We start from the raw sequence: 20268 nt of genomic DNA, 5'->3' as shown, positions 1-20268 counted from the left end.
CGCTCCAGTTTCGGGCGCGGCAGAGCCGCCGCCCATGCCGCCAATCGCCTGCTGACCAGCCGTTCACGGGGCGTCGTGATCAAGGCCCGCGTCGCGCGACATGCGCCGCGCGCCACACCGCTGGCGGCGCATCTCCGCTATCTCCGTCGGGAGGGCGTGACGCGGGACGGTGAGGATGCGCGCCTGTTCGGCAAGGACAGCGACGACATCCAGGCCTCGGACTTCGCGGAACGCTGCGAAGGCGATCGTCACCATTTCCGCTTTATCGTCTCGCCCGAGGATGCGCCGGAGATGTCGGATCTGCAGGCCTTCGCGCGGGATCTGATGGGGCAGATGGAGTCCGACCTTGGTACGAAACTCGACTGGATCGCCGTCGATCATTGGAACACGGCGCATCCCCATTTGCACATCATCGTGCGGGGTTTGGCGGAGGATGGTTCCGACCTGGTGATCGCACGCGATTACATCCGCGAGGGCATGCGCGCCCGTGCCCAGGATCTGGTGACGCTGGAACTTGGACCGCGCACCGATCATGATATTCATCGAGCGGTCGAGCGGCAGGTGAACGCCGACCGCTGGACCCAGCTCGACCGGCAGCTTCAGAGAGACGCGGGGCAGGATGGTGTCATCGATCTCGGGCGCGCGCCGGGCGAAACACCGGACGCCTTCGCGACAGTGAAGTTGGGGCGCCTGCGCCGTCTGGAGACCATGGGGCTGGCGCACCAGGTCGGGCCGGATCGCTGGCGGATGGACGAGAGCGCGGAAGCGACCCTGCGGGAGATCAGCGAGCGCAACGACATCATCAAGCGCATCCACCGGGGGCTGGCGGAGCAGAAGATCGACCGCGCCGCGTCCTCCTGGGTGCTGGCGGGTGAGGACGCTGCCGATTCCGTCATCGGTCGGCTGCTCGATCGCGGCCTCGACGATGAGCTGCGCGGCACGGCCTATGCGGTCATCGACGGAATTGACGGGCGCACGCACCATGTCCGCCTGCCAAACCTCGAAGCCGCAGGCGATGGGCAGCTTGGTTCGATCGTGGAATTGCGGCGTTTCACTGACAAAGGGGGACGTGACCGTGTCGCGCTGGCCATGCGTTCGGACTTCCCGCTGGAAAGGCAGGTGACGGCGGAGGGCGCGACCTGGCTCGACCGGCAGGCGATCGCGCGGGAGCCTCTTGCCCTCGCGTCCACAGGGTTCGGTGCCGATGTCAAAGAGGCGATGGAAAAACGCACGACTCATCTGGTGGAGCAGGGGCTGGCCAGTCGAGGCAGCGGCGGCATCCGCTATGCCAGGAACCTGATCGCCACCCTGCGTCAGCGGGAGCTGGAAACGCTGGGCCGGAGCCTCGCCGTGACGTCAGGGATGCCGTTGCGATGGAGCGGAAAGGGCGATCCCGTTACCGGCGCCTATCGTCAGCGTTTCAACCTGGCGTCGGGCCGGTTCGCGATGATCGACGACGGGCTGGGCTTCGAGCTGGTGCCATGGTCGCCGTCGCTGGAAAAGCAGCGCGGCCGGGAGGTGTCGGGCGTCATGCGCGGCGATGGGGGGATCGACTGGACGTTCGCGCGCAAACGGGGGCTGGGTCTATGACCGGGAAGGGGGGAAGCGGCCTGTCTGTTGTTCGACAGTAGGGGTCAGAAGAGCGGACATTTGCCCTTTTATCGTTTATGGCAGTTACGCGCCCCAAAGTCGCCGTTGGGAGAACAATCAGCACTTCCCGGAAGCGGACCTTGGTTACGATGACATGTCGTCTATTGTCCCGTGGGTCTTCTCAAGCCATAGATCGTTCCAGCCTCTGCTTCCGACACACCCAGTCGGGCATGACCTTATCGAGAAGTTCGAAGAACGCCGCGCCGTGATGAGGCTCGGCCATGTGGCACAGTTCGTGAGTGATCACGTAGTCGATAACGTCGACAGAGGCCTGCACCAGGCGCCGGTTCAGCAGCAGGCACCCGGCCGGCGACATTGATCCCCATCGCTGCTTGGTCTGACGCACGATGAGACCTTTCGGCCGGAATGCCTCGGGATCCGGGAAGTGGCCGAGACAGAGTTCGATCCGCTCCGGAAACGTGACGTGGGCTCGGTCGCGATACCATGCCTCGACCAGTTCACGCGTCACCTCCGACCTGTTCGGCCGGTGAGTCTGCACGACGATGAATCCTCGGATCAGCTTCACGCTTTCCTGGACATGAGGGACGACTTTCAGCCGGTAATGTCGCCCCAGAAAGAGATGGGTCTCTCCGGCCACAAATTTGCGCTCCGGCGTCCGCGGCAGGAACTGGGAGAAGTACCTCTGCTGCCGCGTGACCCATGCTGCTCGCTTACGCAACTTGACTTCGATCGCCTCCAACGTCGCGTCCTCCGGGGCTGCAATCACTACCGACGTATCCGGCTCGACCGCAATCTCCAGTGTCTTCCGCGGGCGGCGGACGATCTCGTACTGGATCTCCCGCTCGCCGTACTGCAGGCAGTGCAACTCCCGCGTCATGCCGCGAACCGGGCCCGGGCAAGATCCATGATTTTAAGTTCGAGATCGTCGAGCACCTCCACGGGCAGGCCGACGCCCTTCTCGTCACGCAGTACATCGAAGAAGTAGTCATCAATGGCATTACGCAGATTGTTCTGGGCCACTTCGTTCGACCAGATGTCGACGATTAGGTGCGACCTGATGATGTCGATGAAATCGAGGGCGATGGATGCTGCTTCATCACCGGCCACCGGGTCATCTCCCTTTGTCTTGAGCTGACCGTCCAGGATCCCGAAGAACGCCTGCGCGTCTTCATCCCCCCGAATGCTTTCCGGAACGTCCCGGCCGCGATCCTTACGCACCATTTTGCTCGCGAGGTCCACGACGCTGTTCAGGTATCCGCGCTCGGAGAGCCGCTTCTCGCGATAGGCGCGGATGGTCTCTTCGAGCAGCTCGGAGAACTGTTTGTAGAACGTCGGGTCCGCATCCATCTTCTCGGTGATTGCCCGCCGGGTCGCGCTGGCGATGCGGTCCGCCCTCGACGCTTCGGAGACGCCCGTATCTTCGACGACAGCCTTCAGAGCGGCGGGATCGTTGATGTTCACCACCTCAACGATGGTCTCGGCCGGCATCGCCACGACGTGGTCATCCAGCAGTTTCTGGATTTTCGGCTCGAACTCGCGGACGTCGACTGTCTCCTGGTAGCGGAGCTGGACCGACCGCTTGAGTTCGGAGAACTGCTTCCAATCCCGCTTGAGGGCTTCGACTTTGGCCTCGTCGAAGACATCGAACAGTTTGTCAGACGAGAGCGAGATGTGCAGGCACCGGCTGAAGGCCTTGAGGCGCGCGTAGAACTCATGGCGCAGCGCCTCGTCGGCTAGGTGCTGCTCGAACTGTTCCATGTCCCTCTTGTTCCGGACCGGTTTGAATAGATCCCAGAGCTGATCATGCAGCTGGGGCAGCTTGCGGATCTCCTCGCGGACGTCATGCACCGTCCCAGCGATGTCGGCCGCCTCGTAGCCCTCGAAGGCGCTGTAGGTCGTCAAGGCGCTGTCGAGGTCGCCCAGCAGCCCCTCGTAGTCGACGATGAAGCCGAACTGCTTCTCCTTGCCGTCGTCCTCATAGAGCCGGTTCACGCGCGCAATGGCCTGCAGGAGGTTGTGCTCCTTCAGGGATTTGCAGACGTAAAGGACCGTATTCCGAGGTGCGTCGAAGCCGGTGAGGAGCTTGGAGACGACAATCAGAATCTCGGGATCGCCGGAGCCCTTGAAGGCGTCGATCATCTGGCGATTGTACTCCTCCTCGGTCTTGTGCCGCACCATCATCTTCGACCAGAAGCTACGCACGAGGTCCTTCGACTCCTGGTCGATCTCCTCGTTGCCCTCGTTCTCATCCGGCGGGGAGATGACGATCGCGCTCGAGACATGGCCGATCTCGTCGAGGACGTCCTTGAAACGGACCGCCGCCGCTTTTGATGGGGCGACGAGCTGAGCCTTGAAGCCAGTACCCTGCCAGTGCTGGCGATAGTGCTCGGAGATGTCGAACGCCTTGGCTCGGATGGCCTGATCGGTTTTGGCCAGCGCATCCATACGAGAGAACTTGCGCTTCATATCGCGCTTTTGGTTCTCGGTCAGCCCCTCGCTGATCTTGTTGAACCAGCGGTCGATCACGGCGCCCGAGACCTGCTGCTCGACAAGACGTCCCTCGTAGAGCAGCGGCACGACGGCACCGTCGGCGACCGCCTCGTCGAGGGCGTAGCGGTGGATCAGCCGCCCGAAGGTCGACAGCGTATTCTTCTCCTTCTTGAGCAGGGGCGTGCCGGTGAAGCCGAGATAGCACGCCTTTGTGAGGAGGCGGCGCATCTTGGCTGCGAATTGGCTGTGGCCGCCGTAGCGGCCCGTCTGCGTCCTGTGGCTCTCGTCGACCAGCACAAAGATGTCCGGATCGTCGTCCGCCAGCTTGCTATTCTTCAGCGCCGTATCGAACTTGTTGATGATTGTGGTGACCAGCGGAGCCTTGTTGTGGACGAGCTCAAGAAGGTGAGACCCGCTCGTCGCACGGACCGGCTCCAAGTCGCAGGACTTGAAGGTGTCCTTGATTTGCTTGTCGAGATCGTCGCGGTCCGTGACGATGATGATGCGCGGATTCTCGATGCTTCGCTCGAGGGCGAGCGATCGTCCCAGCATTACCATCGTCAGCGACTTGCCCGAGCCCTGAGTGTGCCAGATCACGCCGCCCTTGCGGGCGCCACTGACATCATGCTGCTTGACCGTCTCGACGGCGCGGCGGATCCCGAAGAACTGCTGATGGCGCGCAACCTTGCGGACGCCGCCATCGAACACGGTGAAGCGGCGGATGAGATCGAGCAGCCGCTCGGGGCGGCACAGCGCGTACACCGTCCGGTCCTGAACCGTGACCACTCGATCGCCTTCGGCCGCCATCGCGTCAAAGTAGGCACGCGCCCCCGCGAAGTCGCCGGAGAAGATGGCGTTCTTCTCCCGCGTGGTGAGTACGCGGTTGGCGAAGGGTGCGATGGCCTCGTCGGTGTCTTCCTCGTCGCGCCAGGTCTGCCAGAACTTCCGCGGCGTCCCGACGGTCGCGTAGCGCGCCTCGTTGCGGTTCATGCCGATCAGTAGCTGCGCGAAATGGAAGAGCTGCGGGATGTTGTCCTCGTTCTGGTAGCCAATCAGCTGGCTGTCCGCCTTCTTCAGGCTCTCGGTCGGTCGCTTGTTCTCGATCACCAGGATCGGAATGCCGTTGACGAAGGCGACGATGTCGCAGCGTTTCGTCTGGCTCGACGCGGTCCTCTCGACCGAGAACTCGGCAGTGACATTGAAAACGTTGTTCTCCGGCCGCTCCCAATCGATGTAGCGGAACGAGTAGCTCTTCGAGTCACCATCGATGGACTTCGTGATCGTCGTACCGAGGACGAGCGTGTCGTAGATGTCCTGGTTCGTGCCGCGGAGACCCTTCAGACGGTCGGGCGTGGGCTTCAGCCGCCGCATCGCCTCGTGCGCGTCCTCGAGATCGAATCCATACTCGCGACCTCGGTGCGTGAAGCGGTTGATGCACATCAGCTGCTCGGCGAGCACATCGTCCAGCACGACGTTGCGAAGCCGCCCGCCGCGCAGGCGTAGAGCTTCCTCCTGCGAGAGCGGGTTGAACCCGAGCGCCACCAGCAACTGAAGCGCCGGGACCTGGGACTGGTATTTCTCAGCAGCGTCGAAGGTCATTGTCCGGTAACCACGAATTGCTTGAAGTCCGCGACGACCTTTTCCGCCTGTTTCTGGGTGAGATTTCGCTTGCAGAACTGGGTCACGCGCTGAGTATTGCTTGAGACCACATTGCGCTTGCTGCAGGTCACGTCGAACTTCCCGCCTACCACCGGCACAAGTGAAGGCGAGAACTCATAGATCCCGCATTTGCCGACTTCGTGTCCGGTAGCGTCGACCGTCCAATGCCCGGGGTAGTCCAGCTTTTCGAGCGCTCGCCGCATCTCAAGGGCGCTGGCGTACCTCTGGGCCGGATCAGGATGGACGGCCTTCAGGATGACGCGCCGAACTGCTGCTGGGACGTGGCACCCGAAGTCCTTCGCCTGAAGCAGCTTCCCCGATGCGATGTCCTGATCGTACTGCGCCGGCCCGATGCTGGCGCGGACTGACCGCAGGTGGTCCAGGTGAATCAGCAACCTTGCAAGGGTCATCCCGACCTGGAAGATGTCCGAACTGACGCCGATGTTGCCCGTCGCAAGGACTTCCGGTGCACGGTGGAGGACGTAGGCGTTCGGGGCCACTACCGGCGCGCCGTTCGATGAAACGCCAGTAATCCCGTAGTCGGACAGCATAGCCTGCTGCTGCGGCCCCAGCAGGATGTTCCCCGGTTTAATATCGTTGTGATAGAAACTGCGCGCATGGAGATACTCCAGCCCCTGCAGAATATCTCGCGCGATCCGCAGGACGGCGGGAAGCGGCAGATAGCCGGCCGGATTTGCCAGGGTCTCGACCGAGCCGTTCGGCTGGTAGTCCATGGCGAGGATGACGGCATGCTCTCCCGACACAGGCACGACATCGGCTTGGTGGACGTATACGAGGTTGTTATGCTCGAGGCGGTTGCCGATCTGGGCTTCGCGCAACTGTTCGTCCACTGACACCCCCGGCTGGAGGATCTTGAGCGCGTACTCTCGCTGCACGGCCAGATCATGCGCCAGCCAGACTTCGCCGAAGCTTCCGCGGCCGATCCTGCTCACAAGCTGGTACTTGTAGAGGTTCATGCCAGGCGAGAGGGTGACAGGGACAAGCTGGTTCATGGGTGGCGCAGCCCCAGCCACGCGGCGTTCACGGCGTCAGCCATCTTGTTGTCCCAGTATTTGTCGGTCTTTCCGACCCGGGTTTCGGCGTGCTGCTTGGTGTCCTTGCTCGTCGTGGGCATGGATGAGTAGATCCTTAGTTCGACTGGGATGCCACGATGCGCACAGGCGAGCACGACGGCGGCATCGGCATGAGCCGACTTCCGCTTCGCCTTGGTATCGCTCTGCGTGTATTCGTTCTGCTTGATCATCACCTTTGCGATGCCAGGATGGGCATCGAAGATCGCGAGGACTTCTCGGTACAGCCAGTCCAGCCGCTCGGCATCTGCGTCCTCCCCGATCGAGGCAGGGACGGACAACTTGTTGTCGCTGGCGGCGTTCTCCAACGTGTAGGCGCCGCCTACCTCCGATACGACTGCGTAGCGGGGGGCCTTCGGGTCGCCGCGAAATCCAAGAACCTTCATGCCAATTCCTTTTCTAAATTCACGCGCCACTCGCCCGTCAGCAGCTTCTGCATCAGCCCGCGTTTCTGACGGGTCAGGGCTTCGATTTCAGCGTCGATAAGGGAGAGTTCGGTTCGCGCGCATTCCAAAGCGTCAGCAATGCGATCCTGCGTCGCTCGATCTGGCAAACGCAGTGGTGATGCCAACCAATCGTCAGGAGCGATACGGCGTGCCTTTCGCTGGCCACGAGCAAGGTGAAGTTGCCTAGTGTAGTAGGCTGGTCGGGTCAGATATTTGATTAACCAGACCGGATTGACGCTGGGGTCGCAGTCGAAGGCTGGTAGGTCGAGCGTGGACTCGCACCCGTCAAGCTCAGAGCCGACAAGGGCGAAAGCCCCGTTCAGGAAGTCCAGCTTACTCCAGATGATCTGACCCGCCGCACGGCGATAGTAGCGGGTACTCGCGCTTCCGCGACGGGGCTCGATCTTTTCCGTCGCGCCCTTTCCGTACAAGCGTACCGAGATTTTCCGTGCGGTTGCACCATCCGTTCCGGGAATGCGGCTTTCAGTCAGAAAGTCCCCGAAGCAGACGGGCTGACCACGGCGGCTAGCGCGCGCCATAAGAGAGTCCCGGAATCCGAGGAGGCGGTCTTCGTGGGCGGCGCGAAGCGCCGTGAGCTTTTCGAGTGATTCGCCCCATGTGCGCAGAACTTCTGCAATCTTGCGTTGCTCGTGCAAGGGAGGAAGATCAACAACCTGGTTGGTGATGTCATCCTTCTGGACATGGACGAGGGATGATTTAAAGCCGTGTGCGTTTGCTTCGATACGGCGAGTGGCGACCTGCAAGGCGAGATATAGCCAGTATTTGTCGATGTCTTTCTTGGGTACGACACGGAAAATGTGCTGGTTGAGGACACCGCGAGGCCCTGGCCAAATCGTAGGGCCGAACGAAACACCTTTGACCCCAGCCCACGCAAAAAGGAGGTCCCCGGGTTCGACGATCCATTTCGGCTTAGGCGTCCCATTGAAGTAATTGAAGTTCTGCGACCCATTCAGGTTCTGGATCCGAATGATCGGCAGCCCCGAAGGACTCCAATCAGGCGGACGAAAACCATTGCCATTGAAGAAGTCGCAGAGATCACCGATCGAACGGCGGGCATGACCCTTAGGCATCGACGCCGAGCTCCTTCAGATACCCGGCCATCTTTGCCCGGACATCTCCCAGTTCGGCCTCGATCCGCAGGATGTCCTTCTGCACGGCGGCGACGTCGATCTCGTCCTCCGGCTCGAAGTTGTCGACGTAGCGGGGGATGTTGAGGTTGTAGCCGTTCTCGGCGATCTCCTCGGGGCTGGCCCGATGGGAATACCGCTCGACCTCGGCGCGGGTGGCGTAGGTCTTCAGGACCTTGGCCACGTGTGCCTCGTCCATCACGTTCTGGGTCCTGCCCGGCGTGAATTCCTTGCTGGCGTCGATGAACAGCACATCGCGCCGGTCCGCGTTCGCGCCGCCTTCCTCGCGCGAGCGGTCGAAGATCAGGATTGCGACCGGGATCCCCGTGGTGGTGAACAGGTTGGCGGGCAGGCCGACAACGGCGTCGACCAGGTTTTCCTCGATCAACTGCTGTCGGATGCGCCCCTCGGCACCGCCTCGGAACAGCACGCCATGCGGCACGATCACCGCGACGCGGCCGGACTGCCGCTTGGCGATCTCGATCATATGGGTGATGAAGGCGTAGTCGCCCTTGGACTTGGGCGGCACGCCGCGCCAGAAGCGCTTGTACTGGTCGCTGTCCGCGTCCTCCGCGCCCCACTTGTCGAGCGAGAACGGCGGATTGGCGAGCACCACGTCGAAGCGCATCAGGTGGTCGCCCTCTACCAGCGCCGGGCTGTTGAGCGTGTCGCACCACTCGATGCGGGCCGCGTCCTTAGCGTGCAGGAACATGTTCATCCGGGCCAGCGCCCAGGTCGCCCCGTTCACCTCCTGCCCGTAGAGGGCGAAGTTCTCGGACCCTACCTCCTGCGAGGCCTGGATCAGCAGCGACCCGGAGCCACAGGCGGGGTCGCAGATCGTGTTGCCGGGTTGCGGCGCAGCCAGCTTGGCCAGCAGGCGGGAGACGGCCATGGGCGTGTAGAACTCGCCCGCCTTCTTCCCGGCGTCCGAGGCGAAGCGCGAGATGAGGTAGATGTAGCATTCGCCGATGATGTCCTCGGTCACCCGCGACGGGCGCAGATCGAGCGCGGGCTTGGCGAAGTCCTCGAGCATGTTCTTGAGGCGGCGGTTGCGATCCTTCGGGCGGCCGAGATTGGCCTCGGAGTTGAAATCGATGTTGCGGAAGACGCCCTCGAGCTTGGCGCGGTTCGCATCCTCGATCTTCTCGAGCGCGATGTTGATCAACTCGCCGATGTTGGGCTCGGCCCTGCGGGCGTAGAGGTCGTAGAAGCTGGCGCCCTCGGGCAGGATGAACCGCTCACGCTCGAGGCGCCGGCGAATGCGGGCCTCGTCGTCGCCGTACTGCTTGCGGTAGGTCTCGAGGTGGTCGTTCCAGAGGTCCGAAATGTACTTCAGGAACAACATCACGAGGATGTAGTCCTTGTACTGGCCGGCATCGACGGCGCCCCGGAAGGTATCGCAAGCCGCCCAAGCGGTCTGGTTGATCTGCTGTTGGGTAATCTGATCGGTCATCAGGCGATTTCCTTCTGGTCGGCGGCCTTTGCGGCCTCGCCGAGAATGGCGCTCACAAGTTCTTCCCGGTGAGCAGCAAGTTGGCGGAGCAGCTGCCCCTCTTGCCGGGACAGGGCGTCCAGTTCGACGATGCGTTTCTGCGTTGGCAGGTCGGGGACGGCGATCTCGAGGTTCTCGAGAACCGCCATCGGGATCATTCTGAGGCTTGTGCCCTGTGCCTCGGCGCCGAGCTTGCGTTGCGCGTCGGGCTGGTTGATGGCCCAAGCCAGGTATTCGGGGAGAACGCGGTCCCTGTCGGGGCGAACGATCACCAACGGGACGATGACCACGACAGGTTCCGGCAGCGGATCACGAATGGCCGCCGCAGCGTTCGGCTCGCCACGCGAGCGAAAGACCACCTCGCCGCCACGGACGAAGTATCGGTCGGACAGATTGCCCAGATCGTATCTTTGAAAATCCGGGCCTGGCGCATCGCCATCAATCCCGACATCGCGCAGTTGCAGCGCGGGCACGCCACCCTTCGGCAGCGGATCGAGCTTGCCACGCGCAGTGTAGCCGGAGTGAATGTCAGAAAGCTCCGCGAGTCGCATAAAAAAATCCTCTGTAACTCGTTCTACAGAGATTAATCGGACCCGTACTGCGAGTCAATTCCTTCGAATGCAGTTTTAGCTCTACAGAGTACAAGGCCGGGTCTCCGCGTCCACGCGATAGAGACGGCGCAAGCTCGCCTGCCAAGAGCACCTGCGGCTCGCGCCGCGTAATTGGTCGTGCTCTCCATGGGTGGCGTTCGTGCGCCAGCTAGACAAGCTGAGGATACAGATCGCGCACCCGTCGTTGTCCCTCGGTGCAGGGCTGGTCGAGCTAGCCGAACCAGACGCCGACCTCACCACTATTGTTGAAACAGCCATAGGTTTTGGCCGCCATCACCTGAATGGCGGCTGAACGCCCCGGTGCAGGGATCAGGCGAAGGGCAGACAGCAGTTCGAGCCTGCGTTCCATCACTGCAAGCTGCACTTCAGGTGCATTGGCCCATTCGCGAAGAGGGCGCTTCTTTGGGGTAAATGCGCGCGTCGGCAAGTTCGCGATGAAGAACATAGATGGGCTTGCCGGCGAGCGGGTGGATAGCGCCACAATGATCAGTGTGCAGGCAGACTATTGATGACATGCCCTGCCAAGGTCAGCTTTCGCCGTTTTCTGGCTACAACCGGACAGTCCGCCGTCGGCCCGTTGGCCAAGCATGGCGCGTTAAAATACGTCTGCTTTCGGGAAATTTTGAAGGCCGTTCGAACGACCGGGATGTAGGCGACAGCGGAAGTTCCGCGTCTCTCATGCCCTACTGACCAGTTCGTCCAGCGCCCTGATGATCATGTCCTGATCGCGTTCGGCCAGGACGCCGACGGCGGTTCCAAGCCGTGCGGCAGGGACAGTCGCCAGGTCGAACGGGTTGGCGAAGACTTCCTCTCCCTCGACATGCAAATGCGGCGTCAGCGGGTGATTCGGCGGGGCGCTGCCCGATCGTCTGACGAGCGGCATGACGACGCGGCCCACGCTGCGCTCCAGACGGCTGCTCTGGATCTGGACGACAAACGGAATGTCCCGGTTACGACCTGGGTTCCGGTAGATCGCGAATTGCGACATCGGATCAGAGCGTCGAGAATTCGTCGCTCAGGAAGCCGTGCCGCGCGTGCAGATCGTTCACTGCGTCGATCACGCCGTCGAGCTTGCGCTGTTCGTCCTCGCGTTGCTGGCGTGCGGATTGCAGGTAGTCGCCCAGCAGGGTCTCGACCGTCGCCGAAAGATTGGGCGTCACTTCCCGGACCTGCGCCAGCAGATCGGTGTTGAGCGACAGGTTGACCGGGCGGCGGGGCGCGCTTCGGTCATAGGAAACGCCGGGGTTGGTGCGGCTGGGCATGATCCGACTCCTTATGCGCATGTCGTGCGCACAAGATGAGGATGCCGACACCAGACCGCAACGCGCAAGTATTTTTTCGCTCCTGCCCGCTACGGTACGACGACCAACGGATCACGCTTGCGCCTTGGAAAAAGCCAGTTCTTCGCTGTCTCCCATAACGAGGGGAGGACTCGATGGACCAGCCGGGAACACGTATCCAGTGGGGGCAGGCGCTGGTGGTCCTGTCCATGATCGTGCTGTTCTGGTGGACGGCGACACAATGGACTGCCTGGGAACTGGCGTTCCAGCCGGAACTCGGCCGACCGTGGTTCACGGTTCTGCATCGTTGGCCGGTCTATGCGCCACCGCTGTTCTTCTGGTGGTGGTACGAGTTCGACGCCTACGCACCAGCGGTGTTCGCGCGGGGCGCCTGGATTGCGGGCTCGGGCGGTGTGCTGGCCTTCGCGGCCGCCGTGGCGCTGTCCGTCCACCGCGCCCGCGAGGCGAAGCGGGCCGCGACCTATGGCTCCGCCCGCTGGGCCGAGGATGCGGAAATCCGCGCGGCCGGACTGCTGGGCGAGGACGGCGTCGTGCTGGGGAAATACCGCCGGGCCTATCTCCGGCACGATGGCCCCGAGCACGTCCTGACCTTCGCGCCGACGCGCACCGGCAAGGGGGTAGGCATGGTGATCCCCACGCTCCTGACCTGGTCGGGCTCGGCCATCATCCATGACATCAAGGGCGAGAACTGGCAGATCACCGCCGGTTTCCGTGCCCGTTTCGGGCGGGTGCTGTTGTTCGATCCGACCAACCCGTTCTCGTCGGCCTACAATCCGCTGCTGGAGGTCCGGCGCGGGGCGTCGGAGGTTCGCGACGTGCAGAACATCGCCGACATCCTGGTCGATCCCGAGGGTTCGCTGGAACGGCGCAACCATTGGGAGAAGACCTCCCATGCCCTGCTGGTCGGCGCGATCCTGCATGTACTTTATGCCGAAGCCGACAAGACGCTCGCCGGGGTGGCGAAATTTCTCTCCGACCCGAAGCGGTCGATCGAGGCGACCCTGTCCGCCATGATGCGGACATCGCATCTTGGGGAGGCGGGGCCACACCCCGTCGTGGCCTCGGCCGCGCGGGAATTGCTGAATAAGTCCGACAACGAGCGCTCCGGCGTGTTATCCACTGCCATGTCGTTTCTTGGCCTCTACCGTGATCCGGTGGTGGCGACCGTGACCAGTCGCTGCGAATGGCGGATCGGTGACCTGCTGGAGGGCGAGCAGCCCGTCTCCCTGTATTTCGTCATCCCGCCCTCGGATATCAGCCGCACCAAACCGCTAATCCGCCTGATCCTCAATCAGATCGGACGCCGTCTGACGGAGGATCTGTCCGGCCGGGAGGGGTGTCGTCGCCTGCTGCTGATGCTCGACGAGTTTCCTGCTCTTGGCCGGCTGGATTTCTTCGAGAGCGCGCTGGCCTTCATGGCGGGCTACGGGATCAAGGCGTTCCTGATCGCGCAATCCCTCAATCAGATCGATAAAGCCTATGGCCAGAACAACAGTATCCTGGACAATTGCCATGTCCGGGTCAGTTTCGCGACCAATGACGAGCGCACCGCGAAGCGCGTGTCCGACGGGCTGGGCGTGGCGACCGAGATCCGGTCGCAGAAGAACTATGCCGGGCACCGGCTGTCGCCCTGGCTCGGGCATCTCATGGTCTCCCGTCAGGAAAGCGCGCGGCCCCTGATGACAGTGGGGGAGGTCATGCAGATCCCGGCACGGGAGGAAGTCGTCATGGTGGCGGGCTGCCCACCGATCCGCGCACGGAAAGCGCGGTATTTCCGGGACCGCCGTTTTGTCGAACGTGTCCTACCGCCGCCCGATCCGGCACAATTGCCACGGCCTGTCCGGCCTGATGACTGGAGTGGTCGCGCGCTTCCCGCCACCCTGTCACCGGAGAAAACGTCGGCGGCGGAGCCCGACAAGCCCGACGATGCCGATAGTGATGAATCCCTCGGCACAGGGCGGAAATGGTCGCGCGAGCATGACCCGGCGGAAACCGGCAAGCACAGGGCGCGCACCGCACCCGATCTGTTTGGTGAGGAACCGCCACCGGATCCGGAAGCACGGGACCGTGCCGACCTGACACGGATCGCCCGGCAGGCCGGGCTCGACCGTGGCAACGATCTGGGTCTGTGAGGGCGTGATGAGGACATCCCCAAAGAAGGCGCGGCTGTCGGTCTATCTGGAACCCAAGCTGCTGGACGCCCTGACCGCTCATGCGGCGCGGCGCGATCTGTCCCTCTCCCTGGTGGCGGAAGCGGCCATCGCGTCTTTCCTGTCGCCCGATGCCGATGAGCGGCGGGAAGCGGCGATGAGCCGCAGGCTGGATCGTCTCGATCGTCAGGTCGCCCGCATGGAGCGCGATCTCGGGATCAGCCTTGAGACGCTGGCGCTGTTTATCCGCTACTGGATGACGGTCAGTCCGCCCCTGCCGGAACCGGCCGCAGCCGCAGCGCGGGCGCAGGGGGCAGAACGCTATGAGGCATTCGTGGCCGCCCTTGGCCGACGACTCAGTCGGGGGCCACTTTTCCGGCATGAGATCCCCGATGATGTGCCTCCCACATCGGAATCCTGATCCCGCGATCCGCAAGTAAAAACCGCATCCGTTACGATCCTGTACGATCGCAGGAAAATGCTGTTGAAATCGGAAGAAAGCAGCACTCTCTAATAATCCCCGTCGTCGTCCGGAGAGGCCGGATGACCCGAACGGACGGGGATTTCCATGGCGGTTACACCGATTGAGAGCGGCGCCCGGCAGCGTGGGATTTCCATGCTGCGCACGGCGATGGGGCCGGCGATCGCGGGTCACCTTGCCGATCCGGCAGTGGTCGAGGTGATGCTCAACCCTGATGGGCGGCTGTGGATCGATCGCCTGTCCGAAGGGCTGGGCGATACGGGCGACAGGATCACACCAGCCGATGCCGAGCGCATCGTGCGCCTGGTCGCGCACCATGTCGGGGCGGAGGTGCATGAAGCAGCACCGCGCGTCTCGGCGGAACTGCCGACCGGCGAACGGTTCGAGGGATTGCTGCCGCCCGTTGTGACCGCCCCAAGTTTCGCGATCCGCAAGCCCGCCGTCGCTGTGTTCACCCTCGACGATTATGTCGCCACCGGGATCATGACGGTGGGGCAGGCGGATTTCCTGCGCCAGGCCGTTGCCGAGAGAAAGAACATTCTGGTCGTGGGTGGGACATCCACCGGCAAGACCACGCTGGTTAACGCCCTGCTGGCCGAAGTCGCGAAAACCGACGATCGCGTCGTGCTGATTGAGGACACGCGCGAACTGCAATGCGCGGCACCCAATCTGGTGTCCCTGCGCACAAAGGACGGCATCGTCACGCTGTCCGAGCTGGTCCGTTCGGCCCTGCGGCTGCGGCCTGATCGTATCCCGATCGGCGAGGTGCGCGGTCCCGAGGCGCTCGATCTGCTCAAGACGTGGGGCACGGGCCATCCCGGTGGCATCGGCACGCTGCATGCCGGCAGCGCCATCGGTGCCCTGCACCGCATGGAACAACTGATTCAGGAAATCGTCGTCACCGTACCCCGCGCGCTGATCGCCGAGACCATCGACGTGATCGCGGTCCTCTCCGGGCGGGGTACGCAGCGCCGGTTGTCCGAACTTTCCACCGTGGACGGACTCGACCCCGCCACAGGCGCTTATTGCATCCATCCATTCCAGCATTCGGAAGAACCCCAATGAACATCACGCTGTTGCGCGTACGTCGGCACGCGCCTGTCCTTTCTGCCATACTGCTGCTGTCCATCGCATGGTGCTCGTCGGCCCTGGCGTCCGGGTCGGACATGCCGTGGGAGGAACCGCTCAACCAGATTCTGGAATCCGTGCAGGGACCGGTAGCGCGCATCGTGTCGGTGATCATCATCACCGTGACCGGCCTGACCCTGGCCTTCGGGGAAACATCCGGCGGCTTCCGACGCCTGATCCAGATCGTTTTCGGCCTGTCCATCGCTTTTGCGGCCAGCTCGTTCTTCCTGTCGTTCTTCTCCTTCTCGGGGGGAGCGTTGATCTGATGGCGGGATATGACGATGACGCGGTGCCGGGCTTTCACGTCCCGGTGCATCGCTCGCTGACCGATCCGATCCTGCTGGGCGGGGCGCCACGGACTCTGGCGATCGCCAACGGTACGCTGGGAGCCGCGATTTCTCTGGGTCTGCGGCTGTGGCTGATCGGGGCGGTGTTCTGGATCGTCGGCCACGGCCTCGCAGTCTGGGGCGCAAAGCGCGATCCGCTATTCGTGGAAGTCGGGCGGCGGCATCTGCGCTATCCCGCCTGGCTCCGGGCATAGGGAGGGCAGGGCGATGATGTCCCTTGGCGAATATCGCAACCGTGCCGCGCTTCTGTCGGATTTCCTGCCCTGGGCCGCGCTGGTCAAAAAGGGCGTGGTCCTGAACAAGGATGGTTCCTTCCAGCGCACGGCAAAGATACGCGGCCCCGATCTGGACAGCGCCACACCGGCCGAACTGGTCGGTGTCACCGGGCGGCTGAACAATGCGCTCCGTCGTCTGGGCTCAGGCTGGGCGGTGTTCGTGGAGGCACAGCGTGTGCCCGCCACGCTGTATCCCGAGAGCGATTTCCCCGATGCCGCCAGTCAGATGGTCGATCTGGAACGCCGGGAGCAGTTCGAGGACGAGGGCGCGCATTTCGAGAGCCGGTATTTCCTGACCCTGGTCTGGTTACCGCCGGCGGAATCGTCCGACCGGGCTGCCCGGTTCCTGTTTGAGGGCGGGGAGCGTCAGGGACCGGACCCGCATGGCATGCTCCATGCGTTCGTCGACCGCACGGATCGGATGCTGGCCCTGCTGGATGGTTTCATGCCCGAGGCCGTCTGGCTCGATGACGGCGAGACGCTGACCTATCTCCATTCGACCATTTCCACCCGGAACCAGAGCGTCAGGGTGCCGGAAATCCCGATGCACCTCGATGCGCTGCTAGTGGACCAGCCGCTGGCGGGCGGTCTGGAGCCGAAACTTGGTGATGCGTTTCTGAAAACCCTGACCATTACCGGTTTCCCCAGCCGCACCTTTCCCGGAATTCTGGACGACCTGAGCCGGCTGGCCATGCCCTATCGCTGGTCGACGCGCGCCATCCTGCTCGACAAGACCGATGCCACGAAGGTGCTGACGAAAATCCGTCGGCAGTGGTTCGCAAAGCGCAAGAGCATCGCAGCCATTGTCCGGGAGGTCATGACCAACGAGGCTTCGGTCCTCGTGGACAACGATGCCGCCAACAAGGCGGCCGACGCCGATCTGGCCTTGCAATCCCTCGGTGCCAACGATGTCGGGCAGGCGTATCTCACTGCGACCATCACAGTCTGGGACGGTTCTACCTCAATCGCGGCTGAAAAGCTGCGGCTGGTCGAGAAGATCATCCAGGGGCGTGATTTCACCTGCATGGCGGAGAGCCTCAACTCAGTAGAAGCCTGGCTTGGTTCTTTGCCCGGTCATGTCTACGCCAATGTGCGCCAGCCGCCGGTTTCGACCCTGAATCTGGCGCATATGCTTCCGCTCTCCGCTGTCTGGGCGGGGCCGGAGCGCGATACCCATTTCCGTGCTCCCCCGCTGATCTACGGCAAGACCGCCGGAGCGACCCCTTACCGCTTCAGCCTGCATGTCGGCGATGTCGGTCACACGCTGATCGCAGGACCGACCGGTGCCGGGAAGTCCGTGTTGCTGGCGCTGATGGCGTTGCAGTTCCGGCGCTACGCGGGCGCGCAAATCTTTGCCTTCGACTTTGGCGGTTCGCTCCGCGCGGCGACGCTGGCCATGGGTGGCGACTGGCACGATCTTGGTGGGGGATTATCGGACGGCGAGGACGCCGACGGCGCAGAGGGAAGTGGGGTTTCGCTCCAGCCGCTGGCATGGATCGATGATCCTGACGAGCGTAAATGGGCCAGTGAATGGCTCGGCCAGATCCTTGTCGGCGAGGGGGTGACGCTCACCCCGGACGTCAAAGCCCATCTCTGGTCGGCCCTGAATTCCCTCTCGTCCTCGCCCAGCCATGAACGCACGATCTCCGGTCTGGTGGCACTTCTCCAGTCCAACGTCCTGAAGCAGGCGCTGGCCCCATACTGCCTAGGTGGTCCTTATGGCCATCTGCTGGACGCCGATGCCGAACGTATCGGGGATGCCGATGTCGTGGTGTTCGAGACCGAAAGCCTGATCGGCTCCGGTGCGGCATCATCGGTTCTCTCGTATCTGTTCCATCGGATCGAGGGCCGTCTCGACGGGCGGGCGACCCTGCTGGTCATCGACGAGGGCTGGCTGGTTCTGGATGACGAAGACTTCGCTGGCCAGTTGCGCGAATGGCTGAAAACTCTGCGCAAGAAAAATGCGTCAGTGATTTTCGCAACGCAAAGCCTGTCAGACATCGCCAACTCTCCGATTGCGCCTTCGGTGGTGGAAAGCTGTCCGACGCGGATTTTCCTGCCCAACGAGCGGGCGATCGAGCCGCAGATTATGGCGCTCTATCGGGATTTCGGTCTGAACGACCGACAGATTGCCATCATCGCGCGTGCGGCGTCGAAGCGGGAATATTACTGCCAGACCCAGCGCGGGAACCGGTTGTTCGAACTGGGTCTCGGTCCGGTGGCGCTGGCGCTCTGCGCGGCGTCGGGAAAGGACGACCACCGGCTGATCGATAGTCTGCTGTCGGAACATGGGCGGGAGGGTTTTCTCCCCGCCTGGTTCGAGGCGCGCGGCGTAATGTGGGCAGCCGACCTTCTGCGGGATGGAGGTGGGCCATGATGGAAAAATCTTTCCATATCTGGGCGAAACATTTCCGTTCCGGGCGTGTCGTGGTCAGTGGCTTCGCGTTGGTTTCCTTTGCGCCGCTCCAGGCGGCCCATGCCCAATGGGCGGTCTATGACGCGGCCAATCACGTCGAGAACGTCCTGCAGGCAGCGCGTGCCCTGCAGCAGATCGACAACCAGATTTCGTCGCTCGCTAATCAGGCGCAGATGCTGGTCAATCAGGGTCGCAATCTGGCGACCCTACCCCTGTCGACGCTTTCGACGCTGCAATCGACGATGGCCCAGACCACAGCGCTGCTCGCGCAGGCGCAGAACATCGCCTACAGCGTCCAGTCCGTCGAGCAGCAGTACCAGCAGGCGTACACCTCGATTTCGTCCGGTATGTCCGACAGCGCCCTGTTCAGCCAGGCGCAGACACGCTGGCAGAATTCCGTCGGTGGGTTCGAGGACGCCCTGAAATTGCAAGCCCGTGTCGTGGGGAACATTCCGTCCGACAGTTCGGCCATGACGCAACTGGTTTCGGCCAGCCAGACGTCAACCGGGGCGTTGCAGGCCGCGCAGGCCGGAAACCAGCTCCTGGCGCTGCAATCCCGGCAGCTCTCCGACATCCAGGCGGAACTGGCGGCCAACGGGCGCGCGACCGCGTTGCAACAGGCAAGGGACGCCGCAACGGAAGCGGAAAGCGAGGCGCAGTATCAGCATTTTTCGCAGCATGACGCCTATGTGCCCGGCGCAGTGTCCATGTTCGGCAGCAGCGGGAACTGACGGCCATGGCCACGAACGATGTCGGCATTATCGACACTTTCCTGAATACCTTCACCACGACGATCGACAGCGGCTTCGGCCTGCTGAAGGGCAACGTCGTGTCGCTGGCAGGGTCGTTGTCCGTGCTCGACATCGCGCTGGCCGGACTCTTCTGGGCCTGGGCGGCGGACGAGGACATCATCCAGCGGCTGGTGAAGAAGACGCTGTATGTCGGGTTCTTCGCGTTCCTGATCGACAATTTCGACCATCTGGCGAAGCTGGTCTTCGACAGCTTCGCGTCCATGGGTCTCAAGGCCGGGGGCGGCAGTCTGGCGTTGTCGGATTTCCTCCATCCCGGTCGCCTGGCCGCGACCGGCTTCAATGCCGCCCAGCCGCTATTGGGCTCGGTTCATAATCTTCTCGGCCCCGTCGCGTTTTTCAAAAACTTCATCCAGATTTTTGTGCTGTGCCTGTCCTGGCTGATTGTGTTGGCGGCGTTCTTTATTCTGGCCGTGCAGCTTTTCGTGGCCCTGATCGAGTTCAAGCTGACCAGCCTCGCCGGTTTCGTGCTGATTCCCTTTGCCCTGTTCAACCGAACGGCCTTCCTGGCGGAGAAGGTGCTGGGCAATGTCGTGTCGTCGGGCGTGAAGATCATGGTGCTGGCGGTCATTTCCGCCATCGCCTCGGTGCTCTTCAAGCAGTTCGCGACGTCCTACGGGACGGATGTGCCGACCATCGGGCAAGCCACCTCGGTGGTGCTGGCGTCGCTCGCGATCGTCGGCCTGTCGATCTATGGCGGCAGCATCGCCAACGGGCTGATTTCCGGAGCACCCCAGCTTGGCGCGGGTGCTGCTGTGGGCACCGGCATGGCGGTCGGCGGCATGGGCGCCGCAGCGGTCGCCGGTGTCGGCG

General features: G+C 62.9%; 19 protein-coding genes. 9 read left to right on the top strand and 10 right to left on the bottom strand.

What is annotated here, in order from left to right:
• Window positions 1-1590, top strand: a 1590-nt coding sequence (locus HUK82_RS07465) for a relaxase/mobilization nuclease domain-containing protein (RefSeq protein WP_176613367.1), incomplete at its 5' end; no start/stop codon positions are given.
• A 181-nt stretch (window positions 1591-1771) separates the two neighbouring features.
• Here HUK82_RS07465 and HUK82_RS07460 read toward each other — a convergent pair.
• The 10 genes from HUK82_RS07460 to HUK82_RS07415 all read right to left on the bottom strand — a co-directional run bounded on the left by HUK82_RS07460 (window position 1772) and on the right by HUK82_RS07415 (window position 11810).
• On the bottom strand, window positions 1772-2488 hold the full coding sequence (locus tag HUK82_RS07460) for a M48 family metallopeptidase (RefSeq protein ID WP_176613366.1): 717 nt from the start codon (window positions 2486-2488) through the stop codon (window positions 1772-1774).
• A complete protein-coding gene (locus HUK82_RS07455) occupies window positions 2485-5700 on the bottom strand; it encodes a type I restriction endonuclease subunit R (RefSeq protein ID WP_176613365.1) in 3216 nt (1071 codons plus the stop codon). Before HUK82_RS07455 ends, HUK82_RS07460 begins: the two co-directional genes overlap by 4 nt.
• Window positions 5697-6773 (bottom strand): serine/threonine-protein kinase, encoded by a 1077-nt coding sequence (locus tag HUK82_RS07450; RefSeq protein WP_176613364.1) that lies wholly within the window; start codon window positions 6771-6773, stop codon window positions 5697-5699. Before HUK82_RS07450 ends, HUK82_RS07455 begins: the two co-directional genes overlap by 4 nt.
• On the bottom strand, window positions 6770-7237 hold the full coding sequence (locus HUK82_RS07445; RefSeq protein ID WP_176613363.1) for a hypothetical protein: 468 nt from the start codon (window positions 7235-7237) through the stop codon (window positions 6770-6772). The genes HUK82_RS07450 and HUK82_RS07445 overlap by 4 nt, the downstream gene beginning before the upstream one ends.
• On the bottom strand, window positions 7234-8388 hold the full coding sequence (locus tag HUK82_RS07440) for a restriction endonuclease subunit S (RefSeq protein WP_176613362.1): 1155 nt from the start codon (window positions 8386-8388) through the stop codon (window positions 7234-7236). Before HUK82_RS07440 ends, HUK82_RS07445 begins: the two co-directional genes overlap by 4 nt.
• Window positions 8381-9898 carry a type I restriction-modification system subunit M gene (locus HUK82_RS07435; RefSeq protein WP_176613361.1) on the bottom strand — a complete coding sequence of 506 codons (1518 nt, stop codon included), beginning with the start codon at window positions 9896-9898 and terminating at the stop codon, window positions 8381-8383. The genes HUK82_RS07440 and HUK82_RS07435 overlap by 8 nt, the downstream gene beginning before the upstream one ends.
• The gene (locus tag HUK82_RS07430) at window positions 9898-10488 is read right to left on the bottom strand and encodes a restriction endonuclease subunit S (RefSeq protein ID WP_176613360.1); all 591 of its coding nucleotides are present in this window, start codon (window positions 10486-10488) and stop codon (window positions 9898-9900) included. The genes HUK82_RS07435 and HUK82_RS07430 overlap by 1 nt, the downstream gene beginning before the upstream one ends.
• A gap of 271 nt (window positions 10489-10759) precedes the next feature.
• Window positions 10760-10993 carry a hypothetical protein gene (locus HUK82_RS07425; protein WP_176613359.1) on the bottom strand — a complete coding sequence of 78 codons (234 nt, stop codon included), beginning with the start codon at window positions 10991-10993 and terminating at the stop codon, window positions 10760-10762.
• 231 nt (window positions 10994-11224) lie between these two features.
• Window positions 11225-11536, bottom strand: a complete 312-nt coding sequence (locus HUK82_RS07420; protein WP_077808170.1) for a CcdB family protein — start codon at window positions 11534-11536, stop codon at window positions 11225-11227.
• Window positions 11537-11540: 4 nt separating this feature from the next.
• Entirely contained in the window at window positions 11541-11810 is a 270-nt protein-coding gene (locus HUK82_RS07415) for a type II toxin-antitoxin system CcdA family antitoxin (RefSeq protein ID WP_176613358.1), read from the bottom strand.
• Between the two features lie 173 nt (window positions 11811-11983).
• On the opposite strand from HUK82_RS07415, the gene HUK82_RS07410 reads away from it, so the two are divergent.
• The 8 genes from HUK82_RS07410 to trbL all read left to right on the top strand — a co-directional run.
• Complete coding sequence (locus tag HUK82_RS07410) at window positions 11984-13981, top strand: conjugal transfer protein TraG (RefSeq protein WP_176613357.1); 1998 nt, start codon at window positions 11984-11986, stop codon at window positions 13979-13981.
• A gap of 7 nt (window positions 13982-13988) precedes the next feature.
• Window positions 13989-14420 (top strand): ribbon-helix-helix protein, CopG family, encoded by a 432-nt coding sequence (locus HUK82_RS07405; protein ID WP_176613356.1) that lies wholly within the window; start codon window positions 13989-13991, stop codon window positions 14418-14420.
• 147 nt (window positions 14421-14567) lie between these two features.
• On the top strand, window positions 14568-15545 hold the full coding sequence (gene trbB / locus HUK82_RS07400) for a P-type conjugative transfer ATPase TrbB (protein ID WP_176613355.1): 978 nt from the start codon (window positions 14568-14570) through the stop codon (window positions 15543-15545).
• Entirely contained in the window at window positions 15542-15874 is a 333-nt protein-coding gene (locus tag HUK82_RS07395; RefSeq protein ID WP_176613354.1) for a TrbC/VirB2 family protein, read from the top strand. Before trbB ends, HUK82_RS07395 begins: the two co-directional genes overlap by 4 nt.
• Entirely contained in the window at window positions 15874-16149 is a 276-nt protein-coding gene (locus HUK82_RS07390) for a VirB3 family type IV secretion system protein (protein ID WP_176613353.1), read from the top strand. The genes HUK82_RS07395 and HUK82_RS07390 overlap by 1 nt, the downstream gene beginning before the upstream one ends.
• A 13-nt stretch (window positions 16150-16162) precedes the next feature.
• Window positions 16163-18607: a conjugal transfer protein TrbE gene (gene trbE / locus HUK82_RS07385; protein WP_176613352.1), complete on the top strand. Its 2445-nt coding sequence runs from the start codon at window positions 16163-16165 to the stop codon at window positions 18605-18607.
• Window positions 18604-19377 (top strand): P-type conjugative transfer protein TrbJ, encoded by a 774-nt coding sequence (trbJ, locus tag HUK82_RS07380; protein ID WP_176613351.1) that lies wholly within the window; start codon window positions 18604-18606, stop codon window positions 19375-19377. The genes trbE and trbJ overlap by 4 nt, the downstream gene beginning before the upstream one ends.
• 5 nt (window positions 19378-19382) lie before the next feature.
• On the top strand, window positions 19383-20268 hold an 886-nt coding region (trbL, locus tag HUK82_RS07375; protein ID WP_176613350.1), incomplete at its 3' end, for a P-type conjugative transfer protein TrbL.

It is taken from the genome of Ameyamaea chiangmaiensis (genome assembly GCF_013376175.1).
GTDB classification, from domain to species: Bacteria; Pseudomonadota; Alphaproteobacteria; order Acetobacterales; family Acetobacteraceae; genus Ameyamaea; species Ameyamaea chiangmaiensis.
Note: the sequence above shows the minus strand (reverse complement) of the source record. Positions and strands in the feature narration are given on the sequence as shown.

What these genes read in the sequence shown, in the direction of transcription:
- HUK82_RS07460 (WP_176613366.1), bottom strand. Translation starts at nt 2,488, where the DNA reads ATGACGCGGGAGTTGCACTGCCTGCAGTACGGCGAGCGGGAGATCCAG.
- HUK82_RS07455 (WP_176613365.1), bottom strand. Translation starts at nt 5,700, where the DNA reads ATGACCTTCGACGCTGCTGAGAAATACCAGTCCCAGGTCCCGGCGCTT.
- HUK82_RS07450 (WP_176613364.1), bottom strand. Translation starts at nt 6,773, where the DNA reads ATGAACCAGCTTGTCCCTGTCACCCTCTCGCCTGGCATGAACCTCTAC.
- HUK82_RS07445 (WP_176613363.1), bottom strand. Translation starts at nt 7,237, where the DNA reads ATGAAGGTTCTTGGATTTCGCGGCGACCCGAAGGCCCCCCGCTACGCA.
- HUK82_RS07440 (WP_176613362.1), bottom strand. Translation starts at nt 8,388, where the DNA reads ATGCCTAAGGGTCATGCCCGCCGTTCGATCGGTGATCTCTGCGACTTC.
- HUK82_RS07435 (WP_176613361.1), bottom strand. Translation starts at nt 9,898, where the DNA reads ATGACCGATCAGATTACCCAACAGCAGATCAACCAGACCGCTTGGGCG.
- HUK82_RS07430 (WP_176613360.1), bottom strand. Translation starts at nt 10,488, where the DNA reads ATGCGACTCGCGGAGCTTTCTGACATTCACTCCGGCTACACTGCGCGT.
- HUK82_RS07425 (WP_176613359.1), bottom strand. Translation starts at nt 10,993, where the DNA reads ATGTTCTTCATCGCGAACTTGCCGACGCGCGCATTTACCCCAAAGAAG.
- HUK82_RS07420 (WP_077808170.1), bottom strand. Translation starts at nt 11,536, where the DNA reads ATGTCGCAATTCGCGATCTACCGGAACCCAGGTCGTAACCGGGACATT.
- HUK82_RS07415 (WP_176613358.1), bottom strand. Translation starts at nt 11,810, where the DNA reads ATGCCCAGCCGCACCAACCCCGGCGTTTCCTATGACCGAAGCGCGCCC.
- HUK82_RS07410 (WP_176613357.1), top strand. Translation starts at nt 11,984, where the DNA reads ATGGACCAGCCGGGAACACGTATCCAGTGGGGGCAGGCGCTGGTGGTC.
- HUK82_RS07405 (WP_176613356.1), top strand. Translation starts at nt 13,989, where the DNA reads ATGAGGACATCCCCAAAGAAGGCGCGGCTGTCGGTCTATCTGGAACCC.
- trbB (WP_176613355.1), top strand. Translation starts at nt 14,568, where the DNA reads ATGGCGGTTACACCGATTGAGAGCGGCGCCCGGCAGCGTGGGATTTCC.
- HUK82_RS07395 (WP_176613354.1), top strand. Translation starts at nt 15,542, where the DNA reads ATGAACATCACGCTGTTGCGCGTACGTCGGCACGCGCCTGTCCTTTCT.
- HUK82_RS07390 (WP_176613353.1), top strand. Translation starts at nt 15,874, where the DNA reads ATGGCGGGATATGACGATGACGCGGTGCCGGGCTTTCACGTCCCGGTG.
- trbE (WP_176613352.1), top strand. Translation starts at nt 16,163, where the DNA reads ATGATGTCCCTTGGCGAATATCGCAACCGTGCCGCGCTTCTGTCGGAT.
- trbJ (WP_176613351.1), top strand. Translation starts at nt 18,604, where the DNA reads ATGATGGAAAAATCTTTCCATATCTGGGCGAAACATTTCCGTTCCGGG.